The following is a 16,634-nucleotide window of genomic DNA, read 5'->3' on the forward strand; positions in this document are numbered from 1 at the left end:
TGCCCGGACCGGATACCCCGTTGAGTGAACTCCCCGTGTGCCGTACGGAACACGCGCCACCCCCGGTGATCGACTGCGGAGCCGAAACGTTCGTCCGCTATGTCGAGGTGGTCAGTTGTGAAGTCCGTGGTCGAGACGTCCCGTACGGAACAGAGATATGTACGGCCGGACGCCGCCCGGCGTGTGGTGGTCTCCGTGTCGATGCCGGTGCTGATGCGCCGGACCCGGGGGCGGCACCGGATCTGGGTCGCCGTGGCGGCGGTGGTGTTCCAACTCGCCCTGGGCTCCGTCTATTCGTGGAGCGTGTTCGCGCGAGCCCTCAAGGAACCCGGCTCGGCGTTCGCGTTCGACGCGACGCGGGCGACGCTGCCGTTCAGCGTCGCCGTGGGGATGGTGTTCGTCGGGACCTGGTGCGGCGGCCGGCTCCAGGAGCGGCACGGTTCACGGGTCACGGCGATGGCCGGGGCGGGGATCTACTCGGCCGGGATCATCGCCTGCTCGGCGGCGCGGGACGCGGCCGACCTGTGGATCCTGATCGTCTGCTACGGCGTCGTCTCCGGCGTCGGGCTCGGCATCGGGTACATCGTGCCGACCGCCCTCCTCCAGCGCTGGTTCCCCGACAAGCGCGGCCTGATCACCGGCATCAGCGTCGGCGGCTTCGGCCTCGGCCCGGTGCTCAGCGCGCCGGTGCTCGCGGCCCTCGTCCACCGCTACGAGACGGTCCCCACCCAGGCGTTCCTGCCGATGGGCCTGCTCTGCGCGGCGATGACCCTGCCGGCGGCCTGGCTGTTCGTCAACCCGCCCGCCTCCGCGTCCGTCGTGGTGGGCCGCAGCGCCCGGCCCTCCTTCACCGGACGTGAGGCGCTGCGCAGCCGCGAGTGGTACCTCCTCGCGACGATCCTGCTGGCCAGCGCCCTCGCGGGGATCAGCCTCGTCAGCGTGCTGGCCCCCGCCGCGCACGACATCGCCGGGTACGACGCCGGATCCGCGGCGGCGCTCACCGCGGCGGCCGGCGTCTTCAACGGCGTGGGCCGCCCGCTGGCCGGCGCGATCTCCGAACGGGCGGGCCGCATGCGGACGTTCGCGGTCCTCCTGCTGATCCAGGGCCTCGCGCTCCTCGCCCTGCCCTGGGCCCACGACCCCGCCCTCTTCGCCGCCCTCGTGTGCGCGGTCAGCCTCGCCAACGGCGGCGGCTTCGGCACGATGCCCGCCACCGCCGGGGACTTCTTCGGCGTCGCCCACATCGGCGCGGTCTACGGCCCGATGCTGATCTCGTGGAGCCTCGCCGGGGTCATCGGCCCCCTCACGACCGCGCACCTCGCGGGCGACGGCTACACCACGGCGTTCGTCACGGTCGGCGCGGTGACGCTCGCGGCGGTGACCCTGACGGCGATCACGAGACCGCCGGCGCCACGGACCGCGTGACCCGTACGGGGGTGACCCGCCCAGCGGTCACCCCCAACCGGGTTGTCAGCGCCCCCTGTTGTGCATCACGTGCTTCGTCCGCGAGAAGTCGTCCAGCGCGTACAGCGACAGGTCCCGCCCGTACCCGGACCCCTTGAACCCGCCCCACGGCACCTCGCTGGCCAGCACCAGATGGGAGTTGACCCACACCGTCCCGAAGTCGAGGCGGGACGGGACGGACTGGGCGAGGCGGGCGTTCTCCGTCCACACGGAGGCCGACAGGCCCAGGGATACGGAGTTGGCGCGGCGCACCGCCTCGTCCTCGTCGGTGAACGTCTCGACCGTGATGACGGGACCGAAGATCTCCTCGCGGGCCACCTCCGCGCCCTCGGGGACGTCGACCAGGACGGTCGGCGCGATGAAGTAGCCCGGCCCGTCGAGGGGTTCGCCCCCGACCGCCGCCCGGACACCGTCCTTGCGGGCCCGCTCCAGATACCCGGCGACCCGCTCGAAGTGCGCCCGCGACACCATCGGCCCCACCTCGACCCCGTCCCCGCCACGCGGCTCCCCGACGACCAACTCCCGCACCTCGCCGACGAGTCGCTCCACGAACTCCCCGGCGACGGACTCGTGCACGAGGACCCGGCACGCGGCCCCGCACTCCTGCCCCGAGTTCCAGAACCCGGCGACGCGCAGCGCCGCCGCGGCGGCACCGAGATCCGCGTCCGGGAACACCAGCACCGGTGCCTTTCCGCCGAGTTCGAGGTGGACGCGCTTGAGACTCTCGGCGGCGGCCCGGGCCACGGCACGCCCGCTGGCGACGGAACCGGTGAGGGCGATCATGCCGAGGTCCGGGTGCTCGGCGAGACGTGCGCCGACGACGGCGCCGTAACCGTTGACGACGTTCAGGACGCCCGGGGGCAGCAGGTCGGCGACGAGTTCCGCGAGCTTCAGGGTGGTCAGGGGGGTCTGCTCGGAGGGCTTCAGGACGAGGGTGTTGCCGGCCGCGAGGATCGGGGCGATCTTCCAGGCCGCCATCAGGAGTGGGTAGTTCCAGGGGGTGACCACGCCGATCACGCCCAGCGGTTCGCGCAGGATGACGGAGAGGTGGTCCTGCGCGTACTCGCCGGCTGCCAGGGAGGTCGTCGCGCGGACCGCGCCGGCCATGAAGCGGAACGTGTCGACGGCCTGCGCGACGTCGTCCGCCGAAACGGGCAGCGGCTTACCGGTGTCGGCGGACTCCAGGCGGCTCAGCTCATCGGCGTTCTCCGCCAGGCGGTCGGCGATCGAGTGCAGCAACTCGGAGCGTTGCCGGGGGAGTTGACCAGCCCAGCCGCTCCGGGCCGCGACCGCCGCCGCGACCGCCCGGTCCACGTCCTCGACGGTCCCCTCCGGGACGACGGCGACGACCTCCTCCGTACACGGGTCGACGACCTCGATGACACCCTCGCCGGAGCCCTCGACGAACACGCCGTCGATGAAGTGCCGGGCCGCAGGGAAGCCGGTCACGAGGGGCGGCGCGTCGGCCGCCGCACGCCGGATCACGCCTGAACTCCCTTGAGCAGAGCGGCGATCCGGGCCGCGGTGGTCTCGTCGAGGGGGAGCAGCGGCTCGCGGGGATCACCGGCCGGGACGCCCGCCGCCGCCAGCGCCGACTTGACGGCCTGGACGAACGGCGCGGACAGGAACGCGTCCACGAGGGGGTAGATCCGCGCCCACTCCGCCTGTCCCCGCCTCAGGTCGCCGTCCTTCAACGCCCGGTACACGGACACGAGTTCACCCGGGATCACGTTCGCCACCCCGGACATCACGCCGGCCGCGCCCTCGGCGATGGCCTGGAGCAGCAGGCTGTCCCAGCCGACGAACGTGGAGACGACGTCCCCGTGGTACCGGATCAGCTGACCGGCCTGTGCCATGTCCCCGCTGGTGTCCTTGATGTAGTGGATGGTGTCGACCTCGCGGGCGAGCCGCCCGACCGTGTCCGGGGTGAGGTTGACGCCGGTCGCGCCCGGCAGGTTGTACAGCATCACCGGCACGTCCACGGCGGCGGCGACCGTCCGCAGATAGCGCGACGTCTCGTCCAGCGTGAGGGGTTCGTAGAACGGCGCCACCACCATCAGCACCGACGCGCCCGCGTCCTGAGCGTGCCGGGACAGCTCCACCGCCTCCCGGGTGCTGAGCGCTCCGGTCTGCGCGATCACCGGCACCCTTCCCGCCGTCTGGTCCACGACGGTCTCCACGACCAGCCGCCGTTCCGCCGCGCTCAGCGCCGCGAACTCCCCGGTCGACCCGCAGGCGACGACCCCGCCCACCCCGGCGTCGACACTGCGGTCCACCAGCAGCCGCAAGGTCTTCTCGTCGACCCGCCCGTCCGCCGCGAACGGCGTGGCCAGCGCGGTCAGGACACCGCTCAACTCTGTAGACATGCTCAACTCCCCTGAGAAACAAGCTGGATTCAGGCCGCGTGCCGGTCGCTGATCTGCCGGTCGCTCGCCAGCAGGCTGCGCACCTCCTGCGCCGCCGAAAGACCCGTACCGATCGCGGTCTCCGTGTAGAACGTGCCGAGGTAGTCCCCGGCGAGGAACACCCGCCCGCCGCGCCGCGTCAGCGCCGGCTGGAGCTTCCCGCGCCCGGGGAAGCAGTACGGCGAACCCGTCGGCCACCGCTGGATCTCCGCCTCGACGACATGGTCCGCGAACCCCGGCAGCACCTGGTCGAGGTCGTCCAGGTAGATCCGCCGGATCTTGTCGTCGTCGTGCTCCAGCAGCTCCCGAGCCAGAGCCCCCGGCGAGAACGTCATGATGCTGCTGCCGGGGCGCCGCTCGGCCGCGTACCCGTGCACGACGTTCGACATGTTCAGCGCCACGTTGAACGACCGCTTCGGCGTCGCGATCCCGTACGCGTCGTCCCACACCTGACGCCCCGTCTCGTCGGACAGGAACGCGGCGCTGACGTACGGCCCGTACACGATCTTCGAGAGTGCTTCGCGTACGTCCGGGTCGAGGTCGACGGCGATGCGGTGGCTGACCGTCGCGGGCGTCGCGAGGACGACGTACCGGGCCTCCACCTCGCGCTCCACGCCGTCCTGCCGGTAGCGGACGAGGACGGAGTCGTTCTTGTGGACGATCTCGTCGACGGACGCGCCCAGTCGGACCTTGTCGCCGAGGGCCGCGGCGATGTTCTGGGTGAGGGTCGACGGGCCGCCCAGGATGGAGCGCGAGAGGCCGCCGCCGATGTTCCACACCAGGCTGAAGTAGCCGACGCCGGAACCCGCCGAGAGCTGGTCCATGTCGGCGGAGGAGCGCGTCACCGTCGGCTTGAACAGGGCCTCCGCGTCCTCGGGGAGGTCGCCGATGAAGTCCTGGAAGGAGCGGTCGTTCATGAAGTCGTAGATCCGCTGCTGGTGTTGGGCGGCGGTCTCGCCGCGCCGCCGCTGCACGGTCCGGGCGTACCGGGCCACGTGCAGCGCGACCTTGGCGCCCGCCCTGACCATGCCGACCCGCGCGGCCATCGGCATCGGGACGCGGAACGGGTAGCTCTCCACCCGGCCCTTCAGCAGCAGCTTGCCGTTCATCGACAGACCGGCCAGCGAGCCGGGGACGGGGACCGACTCGACGCCGGTGCTGTTGAGCAGCCACGACGTCGCCGAGTTCCCGCCCGCGTAGACGTGCCCGCCCCAGTTCATCCAGTACGGCCCGCGCCGCTCCGAGCGGACCCGGCCGCCGACCCGGTGCTCCGACTCCAGCAGCAGCGTGTCCCAGTGCCGCAGCCGCCAGCCCGCCGCGAGCCCGGCGATCCCGCCGCCCACGATCACGACGTCCTTCATCGGGCTCCTCCAGCGACGGTCTCGACGGGGGTGGTGGTGGCCGGGGGCGTCAGCGTGGCCGCCTGGTGCAGGGTCATGCCACGCGTCTCCGGCGCCCACAGGACGGAGACGGCGGCGCCGATCAGGCTGATCGCGGCGGCGGCGAGCATCGTGCCGCCGACACCCCAGCCGGTCAGGGCCATCGGGACGAGATAGGTGCCGGTCGCCGCGCCGATCCGGCTGGCCGAGGAGGCGAGCCCGACGGCGGAACCCCGCACCTCGGTCGGGAACAGTTCGTTCGGGTAGATCCACTGGAGGATCTGGGTGCCGCCGATGATGACGGCGTACAGCGCGAACAGCGTCATGATCACGCCGGACGGGGCGTCCGGGAACAGGCCGAGGAGCAGCAGCGCGAGGCCCGACCACAGGAAGCTGTGGATCACCAGCGTCCGCCGGCCCATGCGGTTCACCCCGAACAGGGCGATCACACAGCCGATCAGGAACATCACCGTGATCATCGCCTCGCCGACGTTCGCGAGGCCGTCCTCCAGGCGCAGCGCGTCGAGGATCCTCGGGCCGAAGGCGTAGATCGCGAACAGCGGGATCACCGAACACGTCCAGAAGACCGAGATGTACAGCATCCGGCCGCCGTACCCGGACCGCAGGATCGCCTTCAGGTCGACGTTCTCGCGCTCCTCTTCCTCCGCCAGGTCCGCGATCGTCGCCTCCGGGCCGTAGACCTGCTTCAGGACGGCTTCCGCCTCCGCCGTACGGCCCTTGCTCGCCAGCCAGCGCGGCGACTCCGGCGTACCGAGCCGCAGCAGCACGATCACCGTGGCCGGCAGCGCGGCGCTGGACAGCATCCACCGCCAGGCGTCGTCGCCGAGCTGGTGCAGCAGGATCTCCCCGACGATGTAGGCGACCGCCGCGCCGACGAACCACATGGCGACCAGCCCGCCCAGCAGCGGGCCCCGGTAGCGGCTCGGGGTGAACTCGGCGAGCAGCGACGTCGCGATCGGGTAGTCCGCGCCGACCGCCATCCCGATCAGCAGCCGCAGCACGAACAGCCACACCGCGTCGTCCGCCCAGAACTGGGCGACCGAGCAGACGATGATCGCGGCCAGGTCGATCGTGTACAGGACCTGCCGGCCGAACCGGTCCGTCAGCCAGCCGCCGGCGAACGCGCCCAGGAACACGCCGATCAGCGCGGACGCGCCGATCAGGCCCTGCGTCGAGTCCGACAGGTCGAGCTGCGGGGAGATCTGCACCATCGCGACGCCGATGATGCTCAGGACGTACCCGTCGAGGAACGGTCCTCCGGAGGAGTACAGCGCCAGTTTCTTGTGGAAGCGCGACAGGGGCGCGTCGTCCAGTCTGTTCCCTGCGTTCACGGTCATCGAAGCCTCCGGAGCGGCCTGCCTTTCGGGCAGGCGGGAGCGGGGAGTGGGGTGGGGGAGTGGGCACCTGGGGCCCGGCGGACTCACGGTTTCCTGGGGACGCCGGCGGCGTGGCCACCGGATGGCAACGAAGTATGTGAAGGCGGGGGCGGGCCAACAATGCCTCCGGCACCGGGACGGGTACGAGGGTGTCGCCGAGTCAGAAGTTCGGCTACGTTTCCCGCATGTCCGGCCGCCCGCGCGACACCGTGGTCCTCACCGACGAGGAGCGCGCCGTCCTGCGTACGTGGGCCCGGAGCCGTACGACCGCGCAGGCGCGGGCGCTGCGGGCGCGGATCGTCCTCGCGTGCGAGACGGGGACCACGGTGGTGGGGGTCGCCCAACTCCTCGGTGTCTCCCGGGACATGGTCGCGACCTGGCGTTCCCGGTTCCTCGCGCTGCGGCTCGCCGGGCTCGACGAACGCCCCCGCCCCGGGCGTCCTCCCGCCGCCGACGAGGACGCCGTGGCGCGGGTGCTCGTCCGTGGTCTGACGCCCGCGCCGGGGCGCGGCTGGTCCACCCGCTCGATGGCCGCGGAGACCGGGCTAAGCCAGAGCACGGTGAGCCGCATCTGGCGTACGTACCACCTGAGTTCGGGGCCGGGGGCGCGGCGTACGTGGTCCCTGCCGGCCCGCGCGGACGAGCCGATCGGGCTGTTCGTGGCACCGCCGGTGTGCGTGCTGGCGGTGACGAGCCGGAAGGGGGCCGGGACCACGGCGGCGACACGGCTGCTGGGGGACGACGGGGAGGCGGGGCGGGTGGTGGGGGTGGCGTGCGCGTTCGCGGCGCTGCGGGGTGGGGCGGGAGGGGGTCACGGCGATGCCCTGGACGCCTTCGTCGCCCGGACCAGGGCCACGGTCACCGCCGGGACGGCCGTCCACTTCCTCGCGTACGGCGTCCCCGCCGCCCACCGCGGCACCCCCGGCTGGCACCACGCCCCCACCCTCGAAGCCTGGACCGGCGAAGCCCAGCGCCTGCTGGTCACCGCCCGGCTCCCCCGCGAAGCGGCGCCCGCCCCGCCCCGCCTGCGGGACGCGCTCCTCGCCTGGGCCGGCGCCTGGACGCCGGACGCGCCCGCCTTCGCGCAGGTCGTCGCCCCGCTGCCCTCGTACGCGACCCCGTTCATCTGCGGCCCTGACAGTGACTCGAAAGTACCGGAGCAGCGTGCACCCGAGCACCCGGCGATGCCGGTCAACACCCTCGTGGACGCCCTGCGCGACGCCGTCCTCGCGGGCGGCCCCCGCTCCGGCGAACGCGTGAGGGAAGCGCCGCTCGCGACGAAGCTCGGGGTCTCCCGCCGGGTCGTCCGCGCGGGCCTGCGGTCACTGGTCGAGGAGGGCATGCTCGATCCGCTGCCCGGCGGCGGTACGAGGATCCCGGTCATCACCGCCAAGGACGTACTCGACCTGTACGCCCTGCGCGCGAGCCTCGGCGCGCTGCTGCTGCGCCGGGTCGCGATGCTGGGCCGGGCGAACCTCGCGCCGGCGGCCGCCGTGCTCGCGGAGGTCCGCGCGGCGGCTCGCGACAACGATCACCTGCGCATCCGCGAGGTCGACCTCCGCTACCAGGACGCCCTGGCCCGGACCGCCGACCTGCCGCAGGCGGCCGGCACCTTCGAGCGCCTCACCGCCCGGCTGCGGGTCTTCGTCACGATCCTCGACATGAACTACGGGCAGGCGTGCGACACGATCGCGAGCGAGGACACCGCCGTCCACGAGGCCCTGCACGCGGCCGACGGGAACGAGGCGGCGCGGCTGTGGCGGGTGAAGATCGAGCGCTGTGTGCGGTACATGATCGCGGAACTGCCGGAGGACGACGTGGCGCCGTATTTGTGGACGACGCTGGCGGGGAGGCCGCGGATGCGGCCGGGGGGTGCGTGAGCGCGCGTACGTGTCCGGCTCAGATCACCGCCCGGACCGCCTTCTCGAACCCCTCCACATGCCGACGCGCCAGCTCCTGCGCGCGGCCCGGCTCCCCGGCGACGATCGCCTCGATCAGCGGGCCGTGCTCCCCGACGTGGCCCGCCATGTCCGGGAGCCGGTCGATGAACAGGCACCAGATGCGGGTCGCGAGGTTGTCGTACCGGACGAGGGTGTCCTCCAGGTACGGGTTGCCCGTGGCGGCGTAGACGGCGCGGTGCACCCGCAGGTCGAGGCGGAGCAGCTCGGTCGCCCCCTGGCGGCGGATGTCCGCGTTCTCCAGCTCGCCCCGCAGGTCGGTGAGGGCGGCCCGGTCGGCGGCGGTGGCCCGGCGTGCGGCCTGGGCGGCGGCCAGCGGCTCCAGCTCCTGGCGGACCTCGGAGACATGCGCGAGGTCGGTGATGTTGACGTCGGTGGCGAACGTCCCGCGCCGGGGGTAGGTCGTGATGAGCCGCTCGTACTGGAGCCGCTTGAGCGCCTCACGCAGCGGGGTCCGCCCGACGCCGAGGGACTGCGCGACCTGCTCCTCGTTGATGGGTGCGCCGGGCCGGATCGCGAGCAGGACGAGCTGGTCGCGTACGGCGCGGTACGCCTGTTCGGCGAGGGACAGCTCCTCGGTCTGCTGCATGGACGCCCCCTTGACGCGTGCGGTGAGCTCCCATACGTTACCGCACAGCTTGATATATCAGTCGCGTATCAGCCGGTTCCCAGGATGGTGAACAGATGACCCTGTCCCTCCCGCTCGCCGCACTCGACCCGGACGTGTCCGCGGCCGTCGCGGCCGAACTGCACCGCCAGCAGTCGACGCTGGAGATGATCGCCTCCGAGAACTTCGCCCCCGCCGCCGTCCTGGAGGCCCAGGGCTCGGTGCTCACCAACAAGTACGCCGAGGGCTACCCCGGCCGCCGCTACTACGGCGGCTGCGAACACACCGACGTCATAGAGCAGTTGGCGATCGACCGGGTCAAGGACCTGTTCGGCGCCGAACACGCCAACGTCCAGCCCCACTCGGGCGCCCAGGCCAACGCGGCGGCGATGTTCGCCCTGCTCAAGCCCGGCGACACGATCCTCGGCCTCGACCTCGCGCACGGCGGCCACCTCACGCACGGCATGCGCCTCAACTACTCGGGCAAGCTGTACGACGTCGTCCCCTACCACGTCCGCGAGTCCGACCTCAGGATCGACATGGAGGAGGTCGAGCGGCTCGCCCTGGAGCACCGGCCGAAGCTGATCGTCGCGGGCTGGTCGGCGTATCCGCGCCAGCTCGACTTCGCGGAGTTCCGGCGGATCGCGGACGCGGTCGACGCGTATCTGCTGGTCGACATGGCGCACTTCGCGGGGCTCGTCGCGGCGGGGCTGCACCCGAATCCCGTGCCGTACGCGGACGTCGTCACGACGACCACGCACAAGACCCTCGGCGGGCCGCGCGGCGGGGTGATCCTCACGCGGGCCGCTCTCGCGAAGAAGATCGACTCGGCGGTCTTCCCCGGCCAGCAGGGCGGTCCGCTCGAACACGTCATCGCGGCGAAGGCGGTTGCGTTCAAGGTGGCCGCGAGCGAGGACTTCAAGGACCGGCAGCGCCGGACGCTGGAGGGGGCGCGGGTGCTCGCCGGGCGGCTGCTGTCCGACGACGTCGCCGAGGCCGGGATCACCGTCCTGACCGGGGGGACCGAGGTCCACCTCGTCCTGGTCGACCTGCGGAACTCGCAGCTGGACGGCAAGCAGGCCGAGGACCGGCTCCACCGGGTCGGGATCACCGTCAACCGCAACGCCGTTCCCTTCGACCCGCGTCCGCCGATGGTGTCGTCCGGGCTGCGGATCGGGACGCCGGCGCTGGCCACGCGCGGGTTCGGGCGGCCGGAGTTCCGGGAGGTCGCCGACATCGTCGCCGAGACGCTCAAGGGCGAGGTTCCCGAAGGCGAACTCCGGGACCGGGTAACGAAGTTGGCGAACGCCTTCCCCCTGTACGCCGACCTCGCCTGACCGACCTGTACGGAGAAACCGGCATGACCGAAGCCCCCCTCCCCGAGCACCCCGACTTCCTCTGGCGCAACCCCGATCCGAAACGCTCGTACGACGTCGTCATCGTCGGCGGCGGCGGGCACGGTCTGGCCACCGCTCACTACCTCGCCGTCAACCACGGCATCACGAACGTCGCCGTCCTGGAGAAGGGCTGGCTCGCGGGCGGCAACATGGCCCGCAACACGACGATCATCCGCTCCAACTACCTGTGGGACGAGAGCGCGGCGATCTACGAGCACGCCCTCAAACTGTGGGAGCGCCTCCCCGAGGAGCTGGACTACGACTTCCTGTTCAGCCAGCGCGGCGTCCTCAACCTCGCGCACACCCTCCAGGACGTCCGCGAGGGCGTCCGGCGGGTGAACGCCAACCGGCTCAACGGAGTTGACGCCGAATGGCTGGAGCCGGACGAGGTCGCCGAGGTCTGCCCGATCGTCAACGTCTCCTCGAACACCCGCTATCCGGTGCTCGGCGCGACCTTCCAGCCCCGCGCCGGGATCGCCAAACACGACCACGTGGCCTGGGCGTTGGCCCGCAGCGCCGACGAGCACGGCGTCGACCTGATCCAGGGCTGCGAGGTCACCGGCTTCGTCAAGGACGGCGACCGCGTGGTGGGCGTCGAGACGAACCGGGGCCGCATCCTCGCCGGACGCGTCGGGCTCGCGGCGGCCGGGCACAGCAGCGTCCTCGCGGAACTCGCCGGTGTCCGCCTGCCGGTTCAGTCCCACCCCCTCCAGGCGCTCGTCTCCGAGCTGCACGAGGAGGTCCACCCGACGGTGGTCATGTCGAACCACGTCCACGTGTACGTGTCGCAGGCCCACAAGGGCGAGCTGGTGATGGGCGCGGGCGTCGACTCCTACAACGGGTACGGGCAGCGCGGCTCGTTCCACGTCATCGAGCACCAAATGGCCGCCGCCGTCGAGCTGTTCCCCGTCTTCGCCCGCGCGCACGTCCTGCGCACCTGGGGCGGCATCGTCGACGTCACCCCGGACGCCTCCCCGATCCTCGGCACCACCCCGGTCGAGAACCTGTACGTCAACTGCGGCTGGGGAACCGGCGGTTTCAAGGCCACCCCGGCGGCCGGCTGGACCTTCGCCCACACCATCGCCACCGGCGAACCCCACGCCCTCAACGCCCCGTTCGCGCTCGACCGGTTCACCACGGGCGCCCTGATCGACGAACACGGCGCCGCCGCCGTGGCCCACTGAGGAGGCACCGTGCTGCTGATCGACTGCCCCTACTGCGGCCCGCGCGACGAGACCGAGTACCACTACGGCGGCCAGGCCCACGTCCCCTACCCGGACAGCCCCGGCGACCTGACCGACGAGCAGTGGGCCGAGTACGTCTTCTACCGCGACAACCCCAAGGGCCCCTTCGCCGAGCGCTGGGTGCACAGCACCGGCTGCCGCCGCTGGTTCAACGTCCTGCGCGACACCGCCAGCCACCAGGTCCTCGCCGTCTACCGCCTCGACGAGCCCCGCCCGGAAGGAACCCGATGACCGACCAGCCCTTCCGGCTCCCGAACGGCGGCCGCGTCGACCGCGACACCGTCCTCCACTTCACCCTCGACGGACGGGAGCTGACCGGCCACCCCGGCGACACCCTCGCCTCCGCGATGCTCGCGAACGGCGTCATCGAGGTCGCCCCCTCCCTCTACCGGGGCCGCCCCCGAGGCATCGTCTCGGCAGGCGTCGAAGAACCCAACGCCCTGGTACAGCTGGACGGTTCGTACTCGGAGGGCATGCTCCCGGCCACCACGATCGAGCTGTACGACGGTCTCTCCGCCCGCACCCTCTCCGGCAAAGGCCGCCTCGACCTTGGTGTCGACCCGGCCGCCTACGACAAGAAGTACGTCCACACGGACGTCCTGGTCGTCGGCGGGGGTCCGGCCGGGCTCGCCGCAGCGGTCGCGGCCGGCGAATCCGGCGCCCGTGTCCTTCTCATCGACGACCAGCCGGAGTTGGGCGGCTCCCTCCTCGACCGCTCCGAGTGGGTCACGGAGTTGCGCGCGCGCCTCGACGCCGCGCCCGAGACCCTCGTACTCCAGCGGACGACCGCCTTCGGGGCCTACGACGACAACTACGTCCTCGCGCTCCAACGGCGCACCGAGAACCTCTCGTTGAAGGGCGTCTCACGGCAACGCCTGTGGCACATACGGGCCCGGCAGGTCGTGCTGGCGACCGGCGCGCACGAACGTCCGCTGGTGTTCGCCGGGAACGACCGGCCCGGCGTGATGCTCGCCGGGGCTGTGCGGACGTACGTCGACCGGTATGCGGTGACGCCGGGTTCGCGGGCCGTGGTGAGCACGACCAACGACAGTGCGTACGACACCGTGGACGCGTTGCGGGCCGCGGGGGTCGAGGTCGTGGCGGTCGTGGACGCGCGGGCGGAGGTGTCGGCGCGATCGGTGGACGGGGTCGGGGTGTTGACCGGGAGCGCGGTCGTATCAGCGTCCGGGGACAGGCGGTTGACCGGGGTCACCGTCCAGGAACTCGACGGGTCGTCGTTCACCGAGCTGGGGTGTGATCTGCTCGCCGTCTCCGGGGGCTGGAGTCCCGTTGTCCATCTGCACAGCCAGCGGCAGGGAAAGGTGCGCTGGGACGAGGAGTTGGCCGCGTTCGTGCCGGACGGGGTGGTGCGGGGGCAGCAGATCGTGGGGGCGGCCCGGGGGACGTACGACACGGACGACTGTGTCGCGGAGGGGGCGCGGGCCGGGGCGGTGGCCGCTGTCGAGGCGGGGTTCGCGGTGCCGGTGCCATCGGTGACGTCCCGTCAATCAGTTGCTCCTGTAAGGGCGTTGTGGACCGTGCCCGCCGAGTCCTACGACGACCACTTCGTCGACCTCCAGCGGGACGTGTCCGTCGCCGATGTGCTGCGGTCAACGGGCGCCGGGATGCGGGGAGTTGAACACGTCAAGCGGTACACCTCGCTCGGGACCGCGGGCGACCAGGGCAAGACGTCCGGGGTCAACGCGATCGGGGTGATCGCGTCGGTGCTCGGCGGTGAGCCGGGGGAGATCGGGACGACCGCCTACCGGGCGCCGTACACGCCGGTCGCCTTCGCGGCTCTCGCGGGGCGTGAGCGGGGGGAATTGTTCGACCCCGAGCGGATGACGTCCGTGCACCACTGGCATGTCGAGCACGGGGCCGTGTTCGAGGACGTCGGGCAGTGGAAGCGGCCCCGGTACTACCCGCTGGACGGGGAGGACATGGACGCCGCCGTCGCCCGCGAGTGCCGGGCCGCCCGCGAGGGTGTCGGGTTCATGGACGCCTCGACCCTCGGGAAGATCGAGATCCGGGGCGCCGACGCGGGGGAGTTCCTCAACCGGATCTACACCAACGCGTTCAAGAAACTGAAGCCCGGCAACGCCCGTTACGGCGTGATGTGCAAGCCGGACGGCATGATCTTCGACGACGGGGTGACCCTGCGCCTCGACGACGAGCGGTACTTCATGACCACCACGACCGGGGGCGCCGCCGGAGTCCTCGACTGGCTGGAGGACTGGCTCCAGACGGAGTGGCCCGAACTCGACGTGTACTGCACGTCGGTGACCGAACAGTGGGCGACCATCGCCGTCGTCGGCCCCAAGTCCCGTGACGTCGTCGGTCAGTTGGCGCCGGACGTCGACCTGTCCGCCGAGGCGTTCCCCTTCATGGCGTTCCGCGAGACCACCCTCGCCTCCGGGATCCCGGCCAGGATCTGCCGTATCTCCTTCTCCGGTGAACTCGCCTACGAGATCAGCGTCTCGGCGTGGTACGGCCGTTCGGTCTGGGAGCAGGTCCACGCCGCCGGGCAGCCGTACGGGATCACCCCCTACGGCACCGAGACCATGCACGTCCTGCGCGCCGAGAAGGGGTACATCATCGTCGGGCAGGACACCGACGGGACGGTCACCCCGCAGGACGCGGGGATGGCGTGGGTGGTGTCCAAGCAGAAGGACTTCGTCGGGAAGCGCTCCTACTCCCGGCCCGACACGGTCCGCGCCGACCGCAAGCACCTCGTCGGACTGCTCCCGGCGGACCGGACGACCCGGCTCCCCGAAGGCACCCAACTCGTCGCCCCCGACACCGACTTGGACACGATCCCCGTCCCCATGCTCGGCCACGTCACCTCCAGCTACCACAGCCAGGCACTCGGCCGCCCCTTCGCCCTCGCGCTGGTGGCCGGCGGCCGGGACCGGCACGGCGAGACCCTCCTCGCCCCCGTCGGCGAGGAGCTGATCCCCGTCGAGGTCACCGACTTCGTCCTCTACGACCCCGAAGGGACCCGCCGAGATGGCTGAACGACTCGCGGTGAGCCCCCTGGCCCACCTCAAGGACGCCCTGTCCGCCGCGACGGTGACCGGACCGCGAGGCGTCTCGCTGACCGAACTCCCGTTCCTCACCATGGTGAACGTCCGCGTGCACCCGGCCTCGGAGGCGGCGGCGCGCATCGAGAAGACGCTCGGCGCGGCCCTGCCCCAGGAGTGCGGCCGGACCACGGCCTCCGGCGCCCATACGGTCACGTGGTCCGGGCCCGACGAGTGGCTCGTCGTCTCCAGCGCCGAACCGGCCGACCTCACCGCCGAGTTGAAGGCGTCCCTCGGTGCCGACGCCGGCTCGGTCGTCGACCTCTCCGCCAACCGGACCACCCTCGAACTCACCGGCCCCAGCGCTCGGGCCGTGCTGGAGAAGGGGTGTCCTGTCGACCTCCACCCTCGTGCCTTCGGCTCCGGCCGGGCGGTGTCCACGACGGTCGGGCCGGTGCCGGTCCTGCTGTGGCAGACCGACGACGCGCCGACGTACCGGCTGTTCCCGCGTGCGTCGTTCGCGGACTATCTGGGGCGGTGGCTGATCGACGCGATGGGGGAGTTCGGGGGGCCGGAGGTGGCTTGAGCGGGCTGGACGGGCCTGGTTCCGGGCCGGGCTTGGATCGGGGCGGGGCCGGTCAGCGCCGGGCTTGGATCGGGGCGAGGTCCGGCCGCGCGCCGGGCTTGGTTCGGGGCGGAGTCCGGTCTCGCGGCGGGCTTGGTTCGGGGCGGAGTCCGGTCTCGCGCCGGGCGCGGTTCGAGGCCGGGGTCGTGCGAGGGCGGGGTCGGTGCGGGGCCGGGGTGCCGCTCTGCGGCTCGTGCGAGGTGCGCCCCGGCCGTGGTGCTCAGCCCGTCACCGCCGCCCGCAGCGCGTCCCGGCACGCCACGATCGCCGGGTGGGTGTTGCGGCCCTTCCGGACGACCGTGAACACCCGCCTCGCATCGGGGAGTTGGCGGAGCGGGACGGTGGGGGTGTCGCCGCGCCAGACCAGGGCCGGGAGGAAGGCCGCCGCGTGGCCCTCCTCGACCAGACGGAGGTGCAGGAGCAGGTCGGTGGTCTCGAAGCGGACGTCCGGCTCGAAACCGGCTTCGCGGCAGCGGGTGAGGGCCCAGTGGCGGGCGGGCGTGTCGGCGGGTTCCATGACCCAGGGGTGATCGGCGAGGGCGGCCAGGGCCGTTGCCGGGGTGGGGGTGGCCAGGTGGAGGGGGTCCTCCAGCAGGTCTTCCTGCTCCAGGTCGGGGGAGCGGGCGTCGGGCACCCCGGGGTACTCCTCCGCCAGGACCAGGTCGAAGTCCCTGGACTGGAGGGCCGGGAGTGAGCGTTCCGGCTCCAACTGGGTGAGATGGACCCGGAGTCCAGGGTGCCGTTCGCGCAACAGGCCCAGCGCGGCCGGGATCAGCGCCAGCGCCGCCGTCTGGAACGACGCGATGCGCACCGTACCCGTCAGGTCCGTGAGGGACCTCGCGATGTCGGCCTCGGCGCGCTCCAGGCGTTCGAGGACCGCCTCGGTGTGGGCGACGAGGATCTCGGCCTGCTCGGTGAGCCGTACGCGCCGCCCGACCGGCTCCAGGAGCGGGACGCCGACCTCGGCCTCCAGTTGGGAGAGCTGCTGGGAGACGGAGGAGGGCGCGTAGGAGAGGGCGGCGGCGACGGCCGCCAGGGTCCCCCGGTGTTTCAGCTCGCGCAGCAGACGCAGTCGGTGCAGGTCGAACACCGTCCCACCTTTCCCGTCGGTTTTTCCGACGACTACAGGTCGGAAACA

General features: G+C 72.0%; 13 protein-coding genes. 7 read left to right on the top strand and 6 right to left on the bottom strand.

The genetic code is table 11. The features are described from left to right. The first annotated feature begins 117 nt into the window (after positions 1–117). Positions 118–1,425 (top strand): OFA family MFS transporter, encoded by a 1,308-nt coding sequence (locus tag ACLZOT_RS32390; RefSeq protein WP_416972681.1) that lies wholly within the window; start codon positions 118–120, stop codon positions 1,423–1,425. A gap of 45 nt (positions 1,426–1,470) precedes the next feature. Here ACLZOT_RS32390 and ACLZOT_RS32395 read toward each other — a convergent pair whose 3' ends face one another. From ACLZOT_RS32395 to ACLZOT_RS32410, 4 genes are read right to left on the bottom strand one after another with little or no spacing between them, the layout of a single operon-like run. Further along, positions 1,471–2,949 (bottom strand): aldehyde dehydrogenase family protein, encoded by a 1,479-nt coding sequence (locus ACLZOT_RS32395; RefSeq protein WP_416972682.1) that lies wholly within the window; start codon positions 2,947–2,949, stop codon positions 1,471–1,473. Beyond that, a complete protein-coding gene (gene dapA / locus ACLZOT_RS32400; protein WP_416972683.1) occupies positions 2,946–3,830 on the bottom strand; it encodes a 4-hydroxy-tetrahydrodipicolinate synthase in 885 nt (294 codons plus the stop codon). Before dapA ends, ACLZOT_RS32395 begins: the two co-directional genes overlap by 4 nt. Before the next feature lie 29 nt (positions 3,831–3,859). Next, on the bottom strand, positions 3,860–5,230 hold the full coding sequence (locus ACLZOT_RS32405) for an NAD(P)/FAD-dependent oxidoreductase (RefSeq protein WP_416972684.1): 1,371 nt from the start codon (positions 5,228–5,230) through the stop codon (positions 3,860–3,862). Next, positions 5,227–6,606, bottom strand: coding sequence for an MFS transporter (locus ACLZOT_RS32410; RefSeq protein ID WP_416972685.1), 1,380 nt, complete (start codon positions 6,604–6,606; stop codon positions 5,227–5,229). Before ACLZOT_RS32410 ends, ACLZOT_RS32405 begins: the two co-directional genes overlap by 4 nt. 224 nt (positions 6,607–6,830) lie before the next feature. Between ACLZOT_RS32410 and ACLZOT_RS32415 the strand changes: the two genes are divergently transcribed. Beyond that, positions 6,831–8,525, top strand: a complete 1,695-nt coding sequence (locus tag ACLZOT_RS32415) for a helix-turn-helix domain-containing protein (RefSeq protein WP_416972686.1) — start codon at positions 6,831–6,833, stop codon at positions 8,523–8,525. 19 nt (positions 8,526–8,544) lie between these two features. Here the strand turns inward: ACLZOT_RS32415 and ACLZOT_RS32420 are convergent, their stop codons facing one another. Continuing rightward, on the bottom strand, positions 8,545–9,192 hold the full coding sequence (locus tag ACLZOT_RS32420) for a GntR family transcriptional regulator (protein ID WP_416972687.1): 648 nt from the start codon (positions 9,190–9,192) through the stop codon (positions 8,545–8,547). A 95-nt stretch (positions 9,193–9,287) separates the two neighbouring features. Here ACLZOT_RS32420 and glyA point away from each other — a divergent pair, with 95 nt between their 5' ends. The 5 genes from glyA to ACLZOT_RS32445 are packed head-to-tail and all read left to right on the top strand — an operon-like array spanning position 9,288 to position 15,457. Then, complete coding sequence (glyA, locus tag ACLZOT_RS32425) at positions 9,288–10,547, top strand: serine hydroxymethyltransferase (protein ID WP_416972688.1); 1,260 nt, start codon at positions 9,288–9,290, stop codon at positions 10,545–10,547. Between the two features lie 23 nt (positions 10,548–10,570). Further along, a complete protein-coding gene (locus ACLZOT_RS32430) occupies positions 10,571–11,791 on the top strand; it encodes a sarcosine oxidase subunit beta family protein (RefSeq protein ID WP_416972689.1) in 1,221 nt (406 codons plus the stop codon). Positions 11,792–11,800: 9 nt separating this feature from the next. Further along, positions 11,801–12,082: a sarcosine oxidase subunit delta gene (locus ACLZOT_RS32435; RefSeq protein ID WP_416972690.1), complete on the top strand. Its 282-nt coding sequence runs from the start codon at positions 11,801–11,803 to the stop codon at positions 12,080–12,082. Beyond that, a complete protein-coding gene (locus tag ACLZOT_RS32440) occupies positions 12,079–14,865 on the top strand; it encodes a sarcosine oxidase subunit alpha family protein (RefSeq protein WP_416972691.1) in 2,787 nt (928 codons plus the stop codon). The genes ACLZOT_RS32435 and ACLZOT_RS32440 overlap by 4 nt, the downstream gene beginning before the upstream one ends. Further along, on the top strand, positions 14,858–15,457 hold the full coding sequence (locus ACLZOT_RS32445) for a sarcosine oxidase subunit gamma (RefSeq protein WP_416972692.1): 600 nt from the start codon (positions 14,858–14,860) through the stop codon (positions 15,455–15,457). Before ACLZOT_RS32440 ends, ACLZOT_RS32445 begins: the two co-directional genes overlap by 8 nt. Positions 15,458–15,716: 259 nt before the next feature. Here the strand turns inward: ACLZOT_RS32445 and ACLZOT_RS32450 are convergent, their stop codons facing one another. Continuing rightward, a complete protein-coding gene (locus tag ACLZOT_RS32450) occupies positions 15,717–16,586 on the bottom strand; it encodes a LysR family transcriptional regulator (protein ID WP_416972693.1) in 870 nt (289 codons plus the stop codon). Positions 16,587–16,634 lie beyond the last annotated feature (48 nt).

Source organism: Streptomyces sp. 4F14 (genome assembly GCF_048159485.1).
Classification (GTDB): Bacteria; Actinomycetota; Actinomycetes; order Streptomycetales; family Streptomycetaceae; genus Streptomyces.

What these genes read in the sequence shown, in the direction of transcription:
- dapA (WP_416972683.1), bottom strand. Translation starts at nt 3,830, where the DNA reads ATGTCTACAGAGTTGAGCGGTGTCCTGACCGCGCTGGCCACGCCGTTC.
- ACLZOT_RS32405 (WP_416972684.1), bottom strand. Translation starts at nt 5,230, where the DNA reads ATGAAGGACGTCGTGATCGTGGGCGGCGGGATCGCCGGGCTCGCGGCG.
- ACLZOT_RS32410 (WP_416972685.1), bottom strand. Translation starts at nt 6,606, where the DNA reads ATGACCGTGAACGCAGGGAACAGACTGGACGACGCGCCCCTGTCGCGC.
- ACLZOT_RS32415 (WP_416972686.1), top strand. Translation starts at nt 6,831, where the DNA reads ATGTCCGGCCGCCCGCGCGACACCGTGGTCCTCACCGACGAGGAGCGC.
- ACLZOT_RS32420 (WP_416972687.1), bottom strand. Translation starts at nt 9,192, where the DNA reads ATGCAGCAGACCGAGGAGCTGTCCCTCGCCGAACAGGCGTACCGCGCC.
- glyA (WP_416972688.1), top strand. Translation starts at nt 9,288, where the DNA reads ATGACCCTGTCCCTCCCGCTCGCCGCACTCGACCCGGACGTGTCCGCG.
- ACLZOT_RS32430 (WP_416972689.1), top strand. Translation starts at nt 10,571, where the DNA reads ATGACCGAAGCCCCCCTCCCCGAGCACCCCGACTTCCTCTGGCGCAAC.
- ACLZOT_RS32440 (WP_416972691.1), top strand. Translation starts at nt 12,079, where the DNA reads ATGACCGACCAGCCCTTCCGGCTCCCGAACGGCGGCCGCGTCGACCGC.
- ACLZOT_RS32445 (WP_416972692.1), top strand. Translation starts at nt 14,858, where the DNA reads ATGGCTGAACGACTCGCGGTGAGCCCCCTGGCCCACCTCAAGGACGCC.